Genomic DNA, 15,913 nt, shown 5'->3' on the forward strand with positions numbered 1-15,913 from the left:
CACGCTTAAGTGAATGTCGCATTGGCAAGGTATTGTGGGGGCGATACACTTGAACTGCGACCTCGGTCAGCCGGTGCGTTGCCGTGTGGCCTTCACATCTCAACTCTCTTGGGAGCGAACGATGAGCATTTTCGGAAAAATCATGGGCGCGATCTTCGGCAGCAGCGCCAGTGCCGCGCCCGCCGGCGGAACGGCCACAAGCGCAGCTCCCGCCGGTGGATCCGGTAGCGCCTCGCCGTCGCCTGCCGCGGTACCCGCCGGTGCGGCGCCTGCGCAGTCCGTTGACGTCGCCCCGATCCTCGACAAGGCGGTAGCCGCGAAGGGCGAGAAGCTCGAGTGGCGGACCTCGATCGTCGACCTGATGAAGGCGCTCGACATCGACTCCAGCCTGTCGGCGCGCAAGGAGCTCGCCAAGGAGCTCGGTTACACCGGCGACACCAACGATTCCGCCAGCATGAACATCTGGCTGCACAAGCAGGTTATGACGAAGCTTGCGGCCAACGGCGGCAAGCTGCCCCCGGATATCAAGCACTGACCGGATCATCATCCCGCGCACCGCCAGGGCCCGCGCTAGCGCGGGCCTTTTTTATGGACCGGCCAGCATCTATAGATCGGCGGACAAGAAGGAGAACGCCCATGAAAACTCCCATGTCTGATCTCGATCGCCGGACGATGCTTGCGACCGGCGCCCTCGCACTGGCCGGCGCCGCCGCGCAATCTGTGCCGGCCCACGCCGAGGCCGCGCCGAAGGCGATGTTTCCGGTCCCGGCCGTGACGATCCCGATCTTCGGCGCCACCGAGGTGTTCCAGGTCCGCCGCATCTACTGCATCGGCCGCAACTACGCCGCTCATGCGATCGAGCGCGGCTCCGATCCGAGCCGCGAGCCGCCGTTCTTCTTCCAGAAGCCGACGGATGCGATCCAGAATGTCGCGATCGGCACGGTCGCCGATCATCCCTATCCGTCGTTGACCAAGAACTATCACCATGAGGTCGAACTGGTCGCCGCGCTGAAGTCCGGCGGCACCAACATCCCCGCCGACAAGGCGCTCGATCACGTCTATGGCTACGCGCTGGGCCTCGACATGACGCGGCGCGATTTGCAGAACGGCATGGCCGCGGAGAAGAAACCGTGGGAGATCGGCAAGAGCTTTGACCATGCCGCGGTACTCGGGCCGATCCATCCGGCTGATAAGACCGGCCATTTCACGCAAGGCGCGATCTCGCTCGCGGTCAACGGCACGGTCCGGCAGAGCTCGGATCTGAAGAACATGATCTGGAGCGTCGCCGAACAGATCGCAAAGCTCTCCGAGGCCTTCGAGCTGAAGGCCGGTGACATCATCTATTCCGGAACGCCGGAGAATGTCGGCCCGGTCGTCAAGGGCGACGTGCTGCTCTGCAAGCTAGAGGGCCTGCCCGACATGTCGATCAAGATCGTCTGACGAACGCGGCGCTAGCCCGCAAGATCCGCGTATTCCGGATGCTTGTCGAGGTAGTCCACCACGAAGCTGCAGCCGCCGATGACCTTGTGGCCCTCGGCGCGGATCAGCTCCAGCGCGCCCTTGACCAGCTCCGACGCGATGCCGCGGCCGCGCAGGGCGCGCGGTGTCTCGGTATGGGTGATGATGACGGCCGCGGCCGTCTGCCGGTAATTCGCAAAGGCTGTGCCCCCCTCGGTATCGAGTTCGAAGCGCCTTTCGGCCTTGTTGTCGCGGACGGCAGCCATCGCAAAATCCCGGTTGATTCACAGGCCTTGATCTAAGCGCGTGAACCCGCCGGTGCAAAGCCGCGACCAACCCGCAAATTGACATTTGTGGATTGACGAGATGCGCATTTTGGCCTGCCTGACCGCTGCATTGCTCGGCGCCGCGTTGACGCTGCCAAATTCGCCGCAAGCCGCGGCCGGCGATGATCCGAGCTGGCAGGCCTGCGTCGGCCTGACGACGGCGCCGGGCGAGCGTGTGTTCGCCTGCACCACGGTGATCGACGGCAAGACCGAAACCGGCAAGCGGCTGGCCGGCGCCTATTGCAACCGCGGCCACGGGCTGACCGAGAAGCGCGAGCTCGATGCAGCGCTCGCCGATCTCAACGAGGCGATCAAGCTCGATTCCTCCTATGCCTGCGCCTACACCAACCGCGGCCGGGTTTACGCCTTGAAGCGCGATCTCGATCATGCGATCGCCGACTACGACGAGGCGATCCGGATCGATCCGGCGTTTGCGATGGCCTACAACAATCGCGGCGATGCTTGGCTCAACAAGGGCGATCTCGACCGCGCGCTGGCCGATCTCAGCCTCGCCATCAAATACAATCCGCAGCTCGCCACCGCCTATGGCAATCGCGGCTTTGTCTATTACCGCAAGCGCGATGCGGCGCATGCGATCGCCGACTACACCACCGAGATCAAGCTCGAGCCCAACGCGTTCGCCTATATCAATCGCGGGAATGTCTATCGCGATGCCGAGCAGCTCGATCGCGCTGCCGCCGATTACGGCGAGGCGGCGAAGATTGCGCCGACCGATGCGCGCGGCTGGCGCAACCGCGGCATGATCCGGCTCTTTCAGGGCGACAACAAGGGCGGGCTCGCCGACTACGACAAGGCGCTGCAATACGATCCCGCCGACGTCTATTCCTGGAACAACCGCGGCCAGGCCAAGCTGCGGCTCGGCGACAGCAAAGGCGCGGCGGCCGATTTTCGCAAGGCGCTGGAGCTGCAGCCCGATCTGAAGTCCGCCAGGGAGGCGCTCGCGCGGCTCGGCGGGGCGCGCTAACGCGCGGTGCCGGGCGCCCTCGATCCTGCCGCATCGCACACACGCCGATCGGGCCTTGCGGGCCGATGCAATTCGATTAGGCTTGTTCCCAGACATACGCCCCCGGATGCGGCCCGACGGTCGTCTGGTACCGAGTGGTGAGGCCGGTCGCTGACGTATGCCCCTTGTCGCAAGGAGGTTCGTCATGTCGGACAATCGTTTCTTCGGCACACACCGCCCCTGGGAGGACTGGCTCGGCATGCTGCTCGGCGTGCTGATCATGGTCTCGCCCTGGTTTCCGATCCAGGTCAGCGACGTCGTCGATGTCGAGCGCAGCCACCTGGTGCTCAACTGCTTCGTGGTCGGCATGCTCGTGCTGGGCCTCGCCCAACTCGAATATGTCGCGCTGCATCGCTGGGAGGAGGTGGCGAGCATAGTGCTGGGCCTCTGGCTGATCGCGTCGCCCAACATCTTCGGCTATTCGGAAGACCAGGTGCTGCAGCTCTGGCACATCCTGCTCGGCGGGCTGGTCGCCCTGATCGGCGCCTTGCAGCTCTGGCAGGACTGGAACCTGAGCGAGCAGGACCTGGCCAAGCATCCGCAATAGCGGCCTCGGGCCAGGTATTGTCGGGCCAAGCATTGTTGGATGGCGGCCGCCGGCGCGGCATCATCGCGCCGCGTTCGGCGGCCCTTGCCGAGGCGCGCTGCTTGGCGATAAACCGGTTGGCACCAATCCCTTGCGGCGCTTGAAGACGCCCGGTTCTGACCGAGGAAACACCCGATGACCGTCCTGACCATGCCCTGTCTGTTGTGCGTATCGGCGGGGCGGCAATGAGCGGGACCGAGGCGACCGCGCCGCGCGGCGGGATCGCGCGGGTGTCGCGCCGGGTGATGAACCTCGCCTACATCCTGACCCAGAACGCCCGCCGCCACGGCGATCGTCCCGGCTTCATCTGGAACGAGAAGGCCTGGTCCTGGCACCATATCGACCAGAACGTCTCGGCGCTGGCGGCGGCGCTGGCCGCGCGCGGCATCAGCAAGGGCGACCGCATCCTGGTGCATTCCAAGAACTGCGACGATATGTTCTGGTCGATGTTCGCGGCCTTCCGGCTCGGCGCGGTATGGGTGCCGACCAATTTCCGCCTGATGCCCGACGAGGTCGCCTATCTGGCGGCGGCCTCCGGCGCCAAGGCGTTCCTTTGCCATGCCGATTTCCCCGAGCACGCCAAGGCGGCCGCCAATCCGGCGCTCGAATTCGTCTGGCGGATCGGCGAAGAGGGCCCGTTCGGCGAGGCGAGCGTCGGAGACGTGATCGCCAAGCACGCCGGTGCCGCGGTCGAGAACACGCCGGTCGAGTACGACGATCCCTGCTGGTTCTTCTTCACCTCCGGCACCACCGGCCGCTCCAAGGCTGCGGTCTTGACCCACGGCCAGATGGCCTTCGTGATCACCAACCATCTTGCCGACCTGATGCCCGGCACCACTGAAGACGACGCCTCGCTGGTAGTGGCGCCGCTGTCGCATGGCGCCGGCGTGCATCAGCTGGTGCAGACCGCGCGCGGCGTGCCGACTATCCTGCTGTCGTCGGAGAAGTTCGACATCGCCGAGGCGTACCGGCTGATCGCCAAATACCGCGTCAGCAACATGTTCACGGTGCCGACCATCCTGAAGATGATGGTCGAGCATCCCGCCGCCGACCAGCACGACCACTCCTCGCTGCGCTACATCATCTACGCTGGCGCGCCGATGTATCGCGAGGACCAGAAGGCGGCGCTTCACAAGCTTGGCTGTGTGCTCGTGCAGTATTTCGGCCTCGGCGAGGTCACCGGCAACATCACCGTGCTGCCGCCCGGCCTGCACGATCCCGAGGACGGACCGCATGCCCGGATCGGCACCTGCGGCTTCGAACGGACCGGCATGCAGGTCTCGATCCAGGGCGATGACGGCCGTGAGTTGAAGGCGCACGAGACCGGCGAGATCTGCGTGATCGGCCCCGGCGTGTTCGCCGGCTACTACGACAACCCCGAGGCCAATGCGAAGGCGTTCCGCGACGGCTGGTTCCGCACCGGCGATCTCGGCCATATGGACGAGGAGGGCTTCGTCTACATCACCGGCCGCGCCTCCGACATGTACATCTCCGGCGGCTCCAACATCTATCCGCGCGAGATCGAGGAAAAGCTCTTGACCCATCCCGCGGTCGGTGAGGTCGCCGTGCTCGGCGTGCCCGATCCATTCTGGGGCGAGGTCGGTATCGCCGTCTGCGTCGCGCGCGAAGGCGTCGACGCGGTCGCGGAGGCAGAGCTTGCGGCATACCTCGCGCCGAAGGTGCCGCGCTACAAGATGCCAAAACGCTTCTTCTTCTGGGAGGCGCTGCCGAAGTCCGGCTACGGCAAGGTGCCGAAGCGGCTGATCCGCGACGAGCTCGAGGCGCGCGGGCTGCTCGACGTTGTCGCCAAATCGACGGGCGCATAGGGCGATGCGCAGCATCGCCCAGCCCGGCGCTGCGGTCGCCGAGCGCATCCAATGGGTCGCCGCGCGCGGCCGCGCCTTTTCATTCATGCTGGAGACCGGCATTCCCTTGCTCGAAGCCGTGCGCCGCGGCTTTGCGGCGGAAGGATTTTCCAGCGGCGTGCTGAGCGCCACGGGCGGCGCGCTCGGGCCGTTCGCCTATGTGATGCCGGCGCTGTCGAAGGATGGCGTCAACGCCGCGTTCTACAGCGACACGTTCCGTCCCGGTGGCGTGACACGGCTCAAGCTCGCGGCGCTGACTTTTGGCGAACGCGACGGCGCACCGTTCTTCCATTGCCACGGGTTGTGGACCGAGGCCGATGGCCGCTTTAACGGCGGACACATGCTGCCGGATGAAACCATCGTCGCCGAGCCGTTCGAGGTCAGCGCGTTCGGCATCGACGGCGCGACCTTTGTGGCCGAGCCCGACAGCGAGACCAATTTCAAGCTGTTCGGTCCGGTCACCAGGGCGCCGGCGGGTGCGAAGACCACGCGCCATGCCTTCGCGTTGCGGCTGCGGCCGAACCAGGATTTCGCCTGTGCGCTGGAAGGCTTCTGTCGTCAGCACGGCATCCTGCGCGCGCGGCTGCATGGCGGCGTCGGCTCGACCATCGGCGCGGTCTTCAGCGATCGCCACAGCGTGGTGCCGTTCGCGACCGAGCTCGCGGTGACCGCGGGGCAGATCGCGCCTGACGCCAATCGTCGAGTGCGCGCCAGTCTCGACGTCGCGCTGGTCGACTATCTCGGCGGCATCGCCGAGGGACGCCTGGTGCGCGGCGACAATCCCGTGCTGATGACGATGGAGCTGGTGCTGGAAGTGCTGGAAGAGGCGGAGCGGCCGTAGGGGCGGGGCGTACTCCATCTTCGCGTCGTCCCGGCCTTCGCCGGGACGACGGCGAGTGTGTGACGCCGCCTGTGAGACACACATCTACATCCTCGCGACAGGTAAGGGCCGCTCACCGCCGCTTGCGGACATGGATGTTGATGTCGAGGTCGATCGCGCTGACACAGGTCTGCTCGGTGCGGTGCGAGCCGCCCTCGTGCCAGCGGCCCTTGCGCAAGCTGATCGCGCTGACCTGGGCAAGCCACAGGCAGCGCCATTGCGGCAGTTTGCCCGAACTCCCGCCGGCGAACTGCCACGTCAGCACGACCTCTTCACCGCTCTTGTTGTGGCCGATGATATGCGGGCAGAGCTCGCATGCAGACCACTTGCTGCTCGGTGAGGATCGCCTCGCGGAAGCGGGCGTAAGCTTTGCTAGGCATGGGACATCGGGCCATCTAGGATTGCGGCGGGCTCCTATCATATAAGCTGGGCCACCTGCCGCTGTTTCCCCGGATCCGCGCCGATGGCCAGAGGACGACACCGCCCGATCAACATGCCCGCGCCGTATCTGAGGCGGATCTGGCTCGATCCCGGGCGCATTCCCGATCGCAACGCATATCCGTTCGTGCTGCCGCTGCTGCGCAACGAATTCGAACTCAGCTTCGATCGGGCGATCACCATCATCGTCGGCGAGAACGGCACCGGCAAGTCGACGCTGCTGGAAGGCATCGCCGTGATGGCCGGCTATGACGATGCCGGCGGCGGCAAGGGCTATCGGCCGGTCGACCATGGTCGTGCGCTGGAGAAAATGGGCGGCTCGCTGGCGTCAGCGCTGCGCGCGAGCTGGCTGCCCAAGATCACCAACGGCTGGTTCTTTCGCGCCGAGAGCTTCTTCTCTGTGGCAAGGTATCTGGACGAGGCAGCGCAGGACGCCGGCGGGCTGCCGCCCGACTTCCTGTCGCATTCCCACGGCGAGGGTTTCCTGCGCTTCTTCGAGGAGCGCTGCCAGCGGCAGGGCATCTTCATCTTCGATGAGCCGGAATCAGCGCTGTCGCCGTCACGGCAGATCGAATTCCTCAAGCTGCTGCACCGGATGAACGGTACCGGCCACTGCCAGGTGATCATGGCCACGCATGCGCCGGTCCTGATGGCCTATCCCGACGCGACGCTGCTGCGGCTGAGCAAATACGGGCTCGAGCCGGTCAGCTTGCGGGAGACCGATCACTACCGGCTGATGCGCGAGTTCTGCGATGACCCGAAGGGGTTCGTCGAGGCGGCGATCGAGGATTGACGCTGATGCCTGGCGGGCTCGCCACGTCCAGGGGCTGCCCGATCGGAGCGAAACGCTTGGCCTCCGCGGCGGTGCTGCGCGTGATGCAGTTTCGTCGCGCGGACGACAGAGATCGCGAAATCGGACGGAACTGAATCGAAATTCGCGTGTTACGGCTGAATGTCTTCGATTATCATTGCTCGGATGGCGGTGCGACAATCGACGAAACGGGGCAGGAATTGGAAACCCTTGACGCCGCACGGGCAATGGCGTTGGCCGCCGCGGGTGATGCCGCTCTCGACATGTCCCGGGATGGTCAAGAAGTTCGCTTGACGATCTACGTCCGAGACGGCGTGCGGATCGTTGCCGGCGCCACCCTTACCATCTCAACCAAGTGACCTTCCAATGCACCAACGATTGATTGCTCGCCTGCAGTCGGTTGCCGGTCTGTCGCAGGATGAACGCGCCGCACTCAATGCGCTTCCGCATACGGTCAGGACCCTCGGCGATCAGGAAAGCATCCTGAAGGAAGGCGACAGAGCGCTCAACTGTGTCGCGCTGACGAGTGGCTTTTTGTATCGCCGGAAGATCGTGGGAGATCGGAGCCAGATATTGTCGCTGCACGTTCCGGGCGACATCCCCGACCTGATGACGTTGTACTTGCCAACCATGGACCACGATCTCATCAGCGTCGGGCGGAGCACCGTAGCGACGGTGCCGCACGCCGCGCTCAAGTCGCTGTTCGACAAACAACCATCGCTCGTGCACACGTTTTGGCGTGAAACGCTGATCGACGCAGCTATCTTTCGACACTGGGTGGGCAATCTCGGAGCCTTGGACGCCATTCGTCGCGTGGCGCAGCTTTTTTGTGAACTCGCCGTGCGCCTGGAGTTTGTAGGCTTGCTCAATCAGGACAGCTTCACGTTCCCGCTTACGCAGGCGGATATTGGATCCGCCTGTGGTCTTTCGACGGTCCATACCAACAGAACCTTGCAGGCGCTCCGGAAACGAAAATTGCTGGAATGGCGCGGCGAAACGGTTTCGCTGCCGAACCGCACGGAGCTCGAAGCGCTCGCTGAATTCAATCCCGACTATTTGCAGCGAAAGGCGCGGACGGCGTAACGGATTTGCGGACAGCGGCACGGAGGGCTTGAGACGTAAGCCTGCGACCGACTAAATCTATGCAGGGGGGCGTCCTGGGGGAAGGAGCCTCGTCGATGACGCCACGATTTATTTTGATCGTATTTTCAATCGTGTTTGGCTTCGCCGTGACATTCGCTGCGATTACAACGTCCAAGCATATTACGGCTTCTCAAACCGGCCCCGTCTCACGCTCAACTTGAGCGGATAGCTCGCGGGCGGGGGCAAACGTGGGCCCGTTAGCGGGGCAGTTCGTCCAGCGAATGTGATCGTGGCCGTCATAAGCGGCTTGCCTCGCGGAGAAGAGCCGCGGTCGCGAACTTCGCTCTGGTGCAAGCAGCCGCTTTCCATCTGGTCCAGAATACCGAAATATAAGCTTCGACACGCGCTTGGCGGTAGACCGAAAGATCGGGGAGACAAGATGAGGAGAGCGATCGCGAAGGCCGGCGTGGTGGTGGCGGCATTGGCCGTGTTGGGGGCCGCATGGGCCCATGGGCCGACCCGCCAGAAGGTGCGGGAATCGATCGAGATCGACGCGCCGCAGGCCAAGGTGTGGGCGGTGATCGGCAATTTCCAGGACATGAACTGGCTTGCCGGGGTCTACGCGGTCAGCGCGCGGTCTTCAGATAGGCAATGACGTCGGCCCGATCGTGGGCGTCGGGCAGACCCTTGAAGAACATCTTCGCACCGTGAACGTCGCCGCGGGGATCGGCGAGGTAGGTATCCAGCGCCGCCGCGTCCCAGGGCGTCTTGTTGCCGCGCATGGCGTCCGAATAATCGAAGCCCTGGACCGACGCCGGCTGGCGGCCAACGACGTGCCACAGGCTCGGGCCGACCTTGTTCACACCGACATCGAGCGAATGGCAGTTTACGCAAGTGCGCTGGAAGATAGCGTGGCCCGCGATCGGGTCACCGTCCATCGCCCGGACCGGCGCCGGAGATGTCGCGAGCAAGGCGGCGGCGAGCGCGACGCTGCCGACAGACCAAGCGGCGCCGAATTTCATTCCCATCACGAGCGTCTCCGGAAATGGATTGGATTGTAATCGGTGAGATATGGGTCGATGTGCCGGCAGCCGGCGGAATGGTGGCTAGTGCCGCTCGGCTTCCGCCTCCTTCTCCAGCTCCATGATATGGTCGCGCAAGACGTCGAACCGCGCTTCGGTCACATCGCTGAACAGCGGATCCTTGTGCGAGGACAGGGCGGACGCGATTTCGGCCCAGTCCTGCGCCGTCAGTGCCTTGACCGCGGCCGGGAAGAAATCGCGGTCTTCCATCATAATGTGCCGCCGCTCGTGCGCCAGGAAATCGCGGATGATGGCGTCGACATTCTCGCGCGGAATTTCGGCCCCGGCGCGCACATTGGCGACGGCATGCGCGACGCGGTGCAGGCGATCGGAGCCCTTTTGATGCTCGCGCGCAAGATCGCCGATTTTCGCGGCAGCGACCGGATCGCGGAGCTGGAGCTTGGCGAAAATCAGATCTTCCTGGCGGTGATGATAGAGTTCTGTGTAGACCTCGAAATAGGCGATGACGCTGCCGATCACCTCGTAGTCCGGCCGGCCGGCGCGATCGAAGATGTCCAGCTCGTGCTCAAGAACGGTAAGCAGCCGCTCGATATTGCGGTGTTCCCGGGACAGAATGTCGATGACCATGGCAGTGATCCACGCAGAAGGTTGGAGGAATCAGTAGACGAAAAGACCGTCCCGGACTTTGCGCTGGATCAAGGCGCCGCCGAATTTGCTTGACGGCTCAAGGTCGGGAATCGCCGCGAAGGCATCGGGGCGGCCGCTAACGGATTGGCTGCGGTGGGTGAAGTCGCGGCGGTGAGCAGGCGGGTTTGGCGCGCCGCGATGGATGCGATCTCTGCACATCCGGCGTGCTCTGGTGCTATAATGTCAATTGAACCAGGGAAAATAGGGAGGATGCCATGCATCATACCTTGGTACCCAGCGACCGGGTCGAGCACGTCTGCGTCTACGGGCGCGACGGCACGAAGCTCGGTTCGATCGAGCGGCTGATGCTCGACAAGGTGAGCGGAACGGTGGCCTATGCCGTGATCAAGACCGGCGGCGTGCTCAGCAGCCACCACCATTATCCGGTCAGGTGGACTGCGTTGAAATTCGATCCCGCGCGCCAGGCCTTCGAGGCCGAGGTGACGCTGGACGATCTGCGCACCGGCCCGTCCGAGTTCGACGGCGACGAATTCGACTGGGGCGACCGCTCGCACGCCTACACGCACCCGAATTATTGGGCGGTGTAGCGCGCTGGTGAGTGGCGGTTGTTGTAGCCCGCATGAGCGAAGCGATATGCGGGACGGTCGTCGGCGGCTGCCAGAGCCCCCGGATGTCGCTTCGCTCATCCGGGCTACCGCTCTGATCCACGACGCATCGTCGTGGCCTAGTCAAAGGCAGGCAGATGACTCAATTCAAGCCCGTCGGGTGGCCTTCCGTCATACCGCGAATTGTCTCGCACGATCTCGCCGGCTTGGCCGAGTTCTTAACAGACGTCTTCGGTGCGGAGGGCGAAGTTCGGTCCGGAGCACCAACGGAAATTCGCATCGGAGACTCGATCATCCTGATCAGCGACGGCGGAGGCGTCCGCGAGGCCATGCCGGCCTTTCTCTATGTGTACGTTGAGAACACGGACGAGACCTATCAGCGGGCGATTGCAGCAGGAGCTGAATCGATCGAGATGCCTACGGATACGCCTTATGGCGACAGACGCGCGACGGTCCGGGATTCCTGGGCAAACGTCTGGCAGATAGCCACGTACCGTGGGAACTGAGGCAGTGCGTAGGGCGGGTTAGCCTTAGGCGTAACCCGCCGTAATTTCGCAGAGGGATCGGTGGATTACGCTTCGCTGATCCACCCTACGAACTCATCCGGGCTACTTGCTAACAATTCTCGTTGGGCGGAAGATAGGACGTGAGCTGGGCTAGGATCTAGTTTCGACCGCGTACACGATCATCGCGTGATCGCCCACCTTAAAGCTGATCCGCCACACCCGCGATAATTCCGGCACCTGCTCCCATTCGCCCCAAGCTTTGGCCAGGTCTTTTCGTATGGCTGGGGTTAGCCCTGGAAGCGCACCATCCGGAATCTGCGCAAGCGCCTGTGGTGCAAAGCCCTTGTAGTTGCTGTAGCTGCCCTGCACGGCACACGTCGACCCTCTGTAGCTCGCGACATATGTGTACAGAGGCACTCCTGCTACTCCGCCGCCTCGCTCGCTGAGCTCTTCCTCGGCTTGCTGTTCGCCTTCTTCAGCACCGGGGCCAGAAACTTGCCGGTGTAGCTGCGGGGCGCCTTGACGATGTCTTCCGGCGGGCCCCAGGCGACGATCTCGCCGCCGCCGTCGCCGCCTTCGGGGCCGAGGTCGATCACCCAGTCGGCGGTCTTGATGACTTCGAGATTGTGCTCGATCACGACCACCGTGTTGCCTTGGGCGACCAGCTCGTGCAGCACCTCCAGCAGCTTCGCCACGTCGTGGAAGTGCAGGCCGGTGGTCGGCTCGTCCAGGATGTACAGCGTGCGGCCGGTGGCGCGCTTGGACAGCTCCTTCGCCAGCTTGACGCGCTGGGCCTCGCCGCCGGACAGCGTGGTGGCCTGCTGGCCGACATGGATGTAGTCGAGGCCGACGCGGTGCAGGGTCTGGAAGGTCTCGCGCACGCGCGGCACCGCCTTGAAGAACTCGGCGGCTTCCTCGACCGTCATGTCGAGCACGTCGGCGATGCTCTTGCCCTTGAACAGCACCTCCAGCGTCTCGCGGTTGTAGCGCTTGCCCTTGCAGGTGTCGCAGGTGACGTAGACGTCGGGCAGGAAGTGCATCTCGATCTTGATGACGCCGTCGCCCTGACAGGCCTCGCAGCGGCCGCCCTTGACGTTGAAGGAGAACCGCCCGGGCTCGTAGCCGCGCGCCTTTGCCTCGGGCAGGCCGGCGAACCATTCGCGGATCGGCGTGAAGGCGCCGGTATAGGTCGCGGGATTCGAACGTGGCGTGCGGCCGATCGGCGACTGGTCGATGTCGATGATCTTGTCGATGTGCTCGAGGCCCTCGATGCGGTCGTGCGGCGCGGCGCCTTCGCTGGCGTTGTTCAGTTTTCGCGCGATCGCCTTGTAGAGCGTATCGATCAAGAGCGTCGACTTGCCGCCGCCGGAGACGCCGGTGACGCAAGTGAACAGGCCGAGCGGGATCTCGGCCGAGACGTTCTTCAGATTGTTGCCGCGGGCGTTGATGACCTTGATGGTGCGCCGGTGGTTCGGCGGCCGCCGCTCGGGCACCGGGACCGAAAGCTCGCCGGTGAGGTATTTGCCGGTCAGCGATTTCGGGTTGCGCATGATCTGGTCGGGCGTGCCTTCGGCGACGATGTGGCCGCCGTGCATGCCGGCGCCGGGGCCGATATCGAGCACATAGTCGGCAAGCCGGATGGCGTCCTCGTCATGCTCAACCACGACCACGGTATTGCCGAGGTCGCGGAGCCGCTTCAGCGTGTCGAGCAGGCGGGCATTGTCGCGCTGGTGGAGGCCGATCGACGGCTCGTCCAGCACGTAGAGCACGCCGGTCAGTCCCGAGCCGATCTGCGAGGCCAGGCGGATGCGCTGGCTCTCGCCGCCGGACAGCGTGCCCGACGAGCGCGACAGCGTGAGGTAGTTGAGGCCGACGTCGAGCAGGAAGGTCAGGCGTTCGCGGATTTCTTTCAGGATGCGCGTCGCGATCTCGTTCTGCTGCGCATTCAACGCTTCCGGCACGGTCTCGAACCATTCGCCGGCGCGCCTGACCGAGAGCTCGGAGATCTCGCCGATATGCTTGCCGCCGATCTTGACGCACAGCGCCTCGGGCTTCAGCCGATAGCCGTTGCAGCCGGCGCAGGGTACGTCGGAGAAATATTTGCCGAGCTCCTCGCGCGCCCACTCGCTTTCGGTTTCGCGGTAGCGGCGGTTGATGTTGGTGACGACACCCTCGAACGGCTTCTTGGTGTCGTAGGAGCGGACGCCGTCCTCATAGGAGAACTTGATCTCGTCGTCGCCGGAGCCGTGCAGCAGCGCGGCCTGCACCTTCTTGGTCAGGTCCTTCCACTTGGTGTCGAGCGTGAACTTGTAGTGCTTGCCGAGCGCGGTCAGGGTCTGGATGTAATAGGGCGAGGACGACTTCGCCCACGGCGCGATCGCGCCCTTGCGCAAGGTCAGCTCCTTGTCGGGGATGACCAGGTCCTCGTCGATATGCTGCTCGACGCCGAGGCCGCCGCAGGCCGGACAGGCGCCATAGGGGTTGTTGAACGAGAACAGCCGCGGCTCGATCTCGGGGATGGTGAAGCCGGAGACCGGGCAGGCGAATTTTTCCGAGAACAGGATGCGCTCGGGGCCGCTCTTGTCGTGGATTTTTGCGGTTTTCTTCTTGTCCTCGGCTGGTGCCGCCGCCGGCGCATCGGCATACTCGATCACGGCGAGGCCCTCGGCGAGCTTCAGCGCGGTCTCGAAGCTTTCCGCGAGGCGCTGGGAGAGGTCGGGGCGCACCACGATGCGGTCGACCACAACGTCGATGTCGTGCGGGAATTTCTTGTCGAGCGCGGGCGCCTCGGACAGCTCATGGAAGGTGCCGTCGATCTTGACGCGCTGAAAGCCCTTCTTGAGGTACTCGGCGAGCTCCTTCTTGTACTCGCCCTTGCGGCCGCGCACGACCGGCGCCAGCAGATAGAGGCGGGTGCCTTCCGGTAGCGCCAGCACGCGGTCGACCATCTGCGAGACGATCTGGCTCTCGATCGGTAGCCCCGTGGCCGGCGAATACGGCACGCCGACGCGCGCCCACAGCAGGCGCATGTAGTCGTAGATCTCGGTGACGGTGCCGACGGTGGAGCGCGGGTTCTTCGACGTGGTCTTCTGCTCGATCGAGATCGCCGGAGATAAGCCGTCGATCTGGTCGACATCCGGCTTCTGCATCATCTCGAGGAACTGGCGCGCATAGGCCGACAGCGACTCGACGTAGCGGCGCTGGCCCTCGGCATAGATGGTGTCGAATGCAAGCGACGACTTGCCGGAGCCGGACAGGCCGGTGAACACCACGAGCTTGTCGCGCGGAATCTCGACGTCGATGTTCTTCAGATTGTGTTCGCGCGCGCCGCGGATCGTGATGGCGCGCGATGAGGAGCCGGCGTTCTGTTGGCGCTTCGCCTTGAGCACTTCATCCATAGCGACATTTCCGGGCGCATGATCGGGCGCCTTTTTGGGCGCGCATCGCCGGTGCTGCCGGGACCTTGCGCCGATGGGTGAGAAGACTGGAACGTAGGAAGAACGGCCGACAATTTCCAGTGCTGAGTCGCGTCCATCAACGGATAGTTTGCCTGATGGCAGCAGCCGTCAGCAGGATGCGGTTCCCGGACGCAAAAAGGCCGGCGCAAGGCCGGCCTTTCCGTGCGATCTGATCCTGTGGACCAGGAATTGCTCAGTCGATTTGGCTTAGTACCTGGCGACGATCGGGCCGCCGAAGTGATAGTTCACGCCGAACTGGACGCTGTGCAGGTTGAGGTCGGGGGAAGGCACGCCGAAGTAGGTCTCGCTGCCGAGGCTGCGATACAGATACTCGCCCTTGACCGACCACTGCGGCGCGATGAACGCCTCGATGCCGGCGCCGACGGTCCAGCCGGAGTGGAAGTTGCTCTGCGAAGCGGTCACGCCGAGCGCGCTGACGCTGATCTTGTTGTCGACCCAGGCGTAGCCGCCGGTGCCGTAGAACAGCACCTTGTCGACGGCGAAGCCGATGCGGCCGCGCACGGTGCCGAGCGCGTCGACCTTGCTCTTCACGGTGACGCCGAGCGTGCTGGCCGAGGCGTCGACGTCAGCCCAGGCACCGTCGGCCTCGAGGCCGTACACGATGTTGCTGGTCTGCCAGTTGTAGCCGATGGTGCCGCCGGCGAAGCCGCCTTCCATTTTCGGATTGCCGGACTCCTCGCTGGCATAGCCACCGAAGCCGCCGATGTAGAAGCCGGTCCAGTTGTAGATCGCGGCCGGCGGCGGAGCCTTCACGTAAGGCGCGCGTGCCGCCATATCGGCGGCCATTGCCGGTGCAATTGCGCTGAGGGCAAACATGCCGGCCGATGCCAGCAAAACATTCCTGATTTTCAAAGTCCCAGTCCCATTTTCTTGTTGTCCCTTCAAACATTGGAGGGAACGTCACAGCAGTGTCGTGTGACGATCAGGTGTTTCTACATAGAAATCCTGGAAGTTGTGTAACCGTGAAACCACCATGCGCGGAAAACGGCCCAGGCGAAGCGCGCGCTTGCTCGCAAGAAGAAAGCCGGCGCAAGACCGGCTCTTGTGGTTGACCACGTTTGATTTGTGGCCCTGGTCCAGCGCGCTCGGCTGCGCAAACAAGCGGCCGCGCCAACAAAAAGGCCGGCGGGGAGGCCGGCCTTTGGTCTGGATCAAATCCGT

At 64.1% G+C, this 15,913-nt stretch carries 20 protein-coding genes; 12 read left to right on the forward strand and 8 right to left on the reverse strand.

Going from position 1 to position 15,913, the window contains the following annotated elements:
* Positions 1-121 precede the first annotated feature (121 nt).
* Together HAP47_RS19785 and HAP47_RS19790 are read left to right on the forward strand one after the other, a co-directional pair.
* On the forward strand, positions 122-535 hold the full coding sequence (locus HAP47_RS19785) for a DUF3597 domain-containing protein (RefSeq protein ID WP_092114034.1): 414 nt from the start codon (positions 122-124) through the stop codon (positions 533-535).
* 113 nt (positions 536-648) lie between these two features.
* Positions 649-1,440, forward strand: a complete 792-nt coding sequence (locus HAP47_RS19790) for a fumarylacetoacetate hydrolase family protein (RefSeq protein ID WP_173643468.1) — start codon at positions 649-651, stop codon at positions 1,438-1,440.
* An 11-nt stretch (positions 1,441-1,451) separates the two neighbouring features.
* Here the strand turns inward: HAP47_RS19790 and HAP47_RS19795 are convergent, their stop codons facing one another.
* A complete protein-coding gene (locus tag HAP47_RS19795; protein ID WP_173643469.1) occupies positions 1,452-1,724 on the reverse strand; it encodes a GNAT family N-acetyltransferase in 273 nt (90 codons plus the stop codon).
* 100 nt (positions 1,725-1,824) lie between these two features.
* On the opposite strand from HAP47_RS19795, the gene HAP47_RS19800 reads away from it, so the two are divergent.
* The 4 genes from HAP47_RS19800 (at position 1,825) to HAP47_RS19815 (ending at position 6,100) form a co-directional block, all read left to right on the forward strand.
* Positions 1,825-2,769, forward strand: a complete 945-nt coding sequence (locus tag HAP47_RS19800; RefSeq protein ID WP_173643470.1) for a tetratricopeptide repeat protein — start codon at positions 1,825-1,827, stop codon at positions 2,767-2,769.
* 184 nt (positions 2,770-2,953) lie between these two features.
* Positions 2,954-3,355 carry an SPW repeat protein gene (locus tag HAP47_RS19805; protein WP_173643471.1) on the forward strand — a complete coding sequence of 134 codons (402 nt, stop codon included), beginning with the start codon at positions 2,954-2,956 and terminating at the stop codon, positions 3,353-3,355.
* A gap of 224 nt (positions 3,356-3,579) precedes the next feature.
* Positions 3,580-5,220: an acyl-CoA synthetase gene (locus tag HAP47_RS19810; RefSeq protein WP_173643472.1), complete on the forward strand. Its 1,641-nt coding sequence runs from the start codon at positions 3,580-3,582 to the stop codon at positions 5,218-5,220.
* Positions 5,221-5,224: 4 nt separating this feature from the next.
* The gene (locus tag HAP47_RS19815) at positions 5,225-6,100 is read left to right on the forward strand and encodes a PCC domain-containing protein (protein ID WP_173643473.1); all 876 of its coding nucleotides are present in this window, start codon (positions 5,225-5,227) and stop codon (positions 6,098-6,100) included.
* A gap of 112 nt (positions 6,101-6,212) precedes the next feature.
* Here the strand turns inward: HAP47_RS19815 and HAP47_RS19820 are convergent, their stop codons facing one another.
* Positions 6,213-6,404 (reverse strand): hypothetical protein, encoded by a 192-nt coding sequence (locus HAP47_RS19820; protein ID WP_173643474.1) that lies wholly within the window; start codon positions 6,402-6,404, stop codon positions 6,213-6,215.
* Positions 6,405-6,602: 198 nt separating this feature from the next.
* Between HAP47_RS19820 and HAP47_RS19825 the strand changes: the two genes are divergently transcribed.
* The 4 genes from HAP47_RS19825 (at position 6,603) to HAP47_RS19840 (ending at position 9,126) form a co-directional block, all read left to right on the forward strand.
* Positions 6,603-7,370, forward strand: coding sequence for an AAA family ATPase (locus HAP47_RS19825; protein ID WP_173643475.1), 768 nt, complete (start codon positions 6,603-6,605; stop codon positions 7,368-7,370).
* A 146-nt stretch (positions 7,371-7,516) separates the two neighbouring features.
* A complete protein-coding gene (locus HAP47_RS19830; RefSeq protein ID WP_173643476.1) occupies positions 7,517-7,747 on the forward strand; it encodes a DUF6894 family protein in 231 nt (76 codons plus the stop codon).
* Positions 7,748-7,754: 7 nt separating this feature from the next.
* A complete protein-coding gene (locus HAP47_RS19835; RefSeq protein WP_173643477.1) occupies positions 7,755-8,471 on the forward strand; it encodes a Crp/Fnr family transcriptional regulator in 717 nt (238 codons plus the stop codon).
* 439 nt (positions 8,472-8,910) lie between these two features.
* Positions 8,911-9,126, forward strand: a complete 216-nt coding sequence (locus tag HAP47_RS19840) for an SRPBCC family protein (RefSeq protein WP_371821796.1) — start codon at positions 8,911-8,913, stop codon at positions 9,124-9,126.
* On the opposite strand, the gene HAP47_RS19845 is transcribed toward HAP47_RS19840, so the two are convergent.
* Positions 9,098-9,493 (reverse strand): c-type cytochrome, encoded by a 396-nt coding sequence (locus tag HAP47_RS19845; protein ID WP_173643478.1) that lies wholly within the window; start codon positions 9,491-9,493, stop codon positions 9,098-9,100. The two genes, HAP47_RS19840 and HAP47_RS19845, sit on opposite strands and share 29 nt — an antisense overlap.
* A gap of 84 nt (positions 9,494-9,577) precedes the next feature.
* Positions 9,578-10,141 (reverse strand): hemerythrin domain-containing protein, encoded by a 564-nt coding sequence (locus HAP47_RS19850; protein WP_173643479.1) that lies wholly within the window; start codon positions 10,139-10,141, stop codon positions 9,578-9,580.
* A gap of 275 nt (positions 10,142-10,416) precedes the next feature.
* Between HAP47_RS19850 and HAP47_RS19855 the strand changes: the two genes are divergently transcribed.
* Both HAP47_RS19855 and HAP47_RS19860 read left to right on the forward strand, forming a co-directional pair.
* Positions 10,417-10,749 (forward strand): PRC-barrel domain-containing protein, encoded by a 333-nt coding sequence (locus HAP47_RS19855; protein WP_173643480.1) that lies wholly within the window; start codon positions 10,417-10,419, stop codon positions 10,747-10,749.
* A 155-nt stretch (positions 10,750-10,904) separates the two neighbouring features.
* A complete protein-coding gene (locus HAP47_RS19860; RefSeq protein ID WP_173643481.1) occupies positions 10,905-11,273 on the forward strand; it encodes a VOC family protein in 369 nt (122 codons plus the stop codon).
* A 150-nt stretch (positions 11,274-11,423) separates the two neighbouring features.
* Here HAP47_RS19860 and HAP47_RS19865 read toward each other — a convergent pair whose 3' ends face one another.
* The 4 genes from HAP47_RS19865 to HAP47_RS19880 all read right to left on the reverse strand — a co-directional run bounded on the left by HAP47_RS19865 (position 11,424) and on the right by HAP47_RS19880 (position 15,907).
* Positions 11,424-11,642 (reverse strand): hypothetical protein, encoded by a 219-nt coding sequence (locus tag HAP47_RS19865; protein ID WP_173643482.1) that lies wholly within the window; start codon positions 11,640-11,642, stop codon positions 11,424-11,426.
* 53 nt (positions 11,643-11,695) lie between these two features.
* The gene (uvrA, locus tag HAP47_RS19870; protein ID WP_173643483.1) at positions 11,696-14,671 is read right to left on the reverse strand and encodes an excinuclease ABC subunit UvrA; all 2,976 of its coding nucleotides are present in this window, start codon (positions 14,669-14,671) and stop codon (positions 11,696-11,698) included.
* Between the two features lie 267 nt (positions 14,672-14,938).
* Positions 14,939-15,598 carry an outer membrane protein gene (locus tag HAP47_RS19875; protein ID WP_173643658.1) on the reverse strand — a complete coding sequence of 220 codons (660 nt, stop codon included), beginning with the start codon at positions 15,596-15,598 and terminating at the stop codon, positions 14,939-14,941.
* 54 nt (positions 15,599-15,652) lie between these two features.
* Positions 15,653-15,907 (reverse strand): hypothetical protein, encoded by a 255-nt coding sequence (locus HAP47_RS19880; protein WP_173643484.1) that lies wholly within the window; start codon positions 15,905-15,907, stop codon positions 15,653-15,655.
* Positions 15,908-15,913 lie beyond the last annotated feature (6 nt).

Source organism: Bradyrhizobium sp. 41S5 (genome assembly GCF_011516665.3).
GTDB lineage: Bacteria > Pseudomonadota > Alphaproteobacteria > Rhizobiales > Xanthobacteraceae > Bradyrhizobium > Bradyrhizobium quebecense.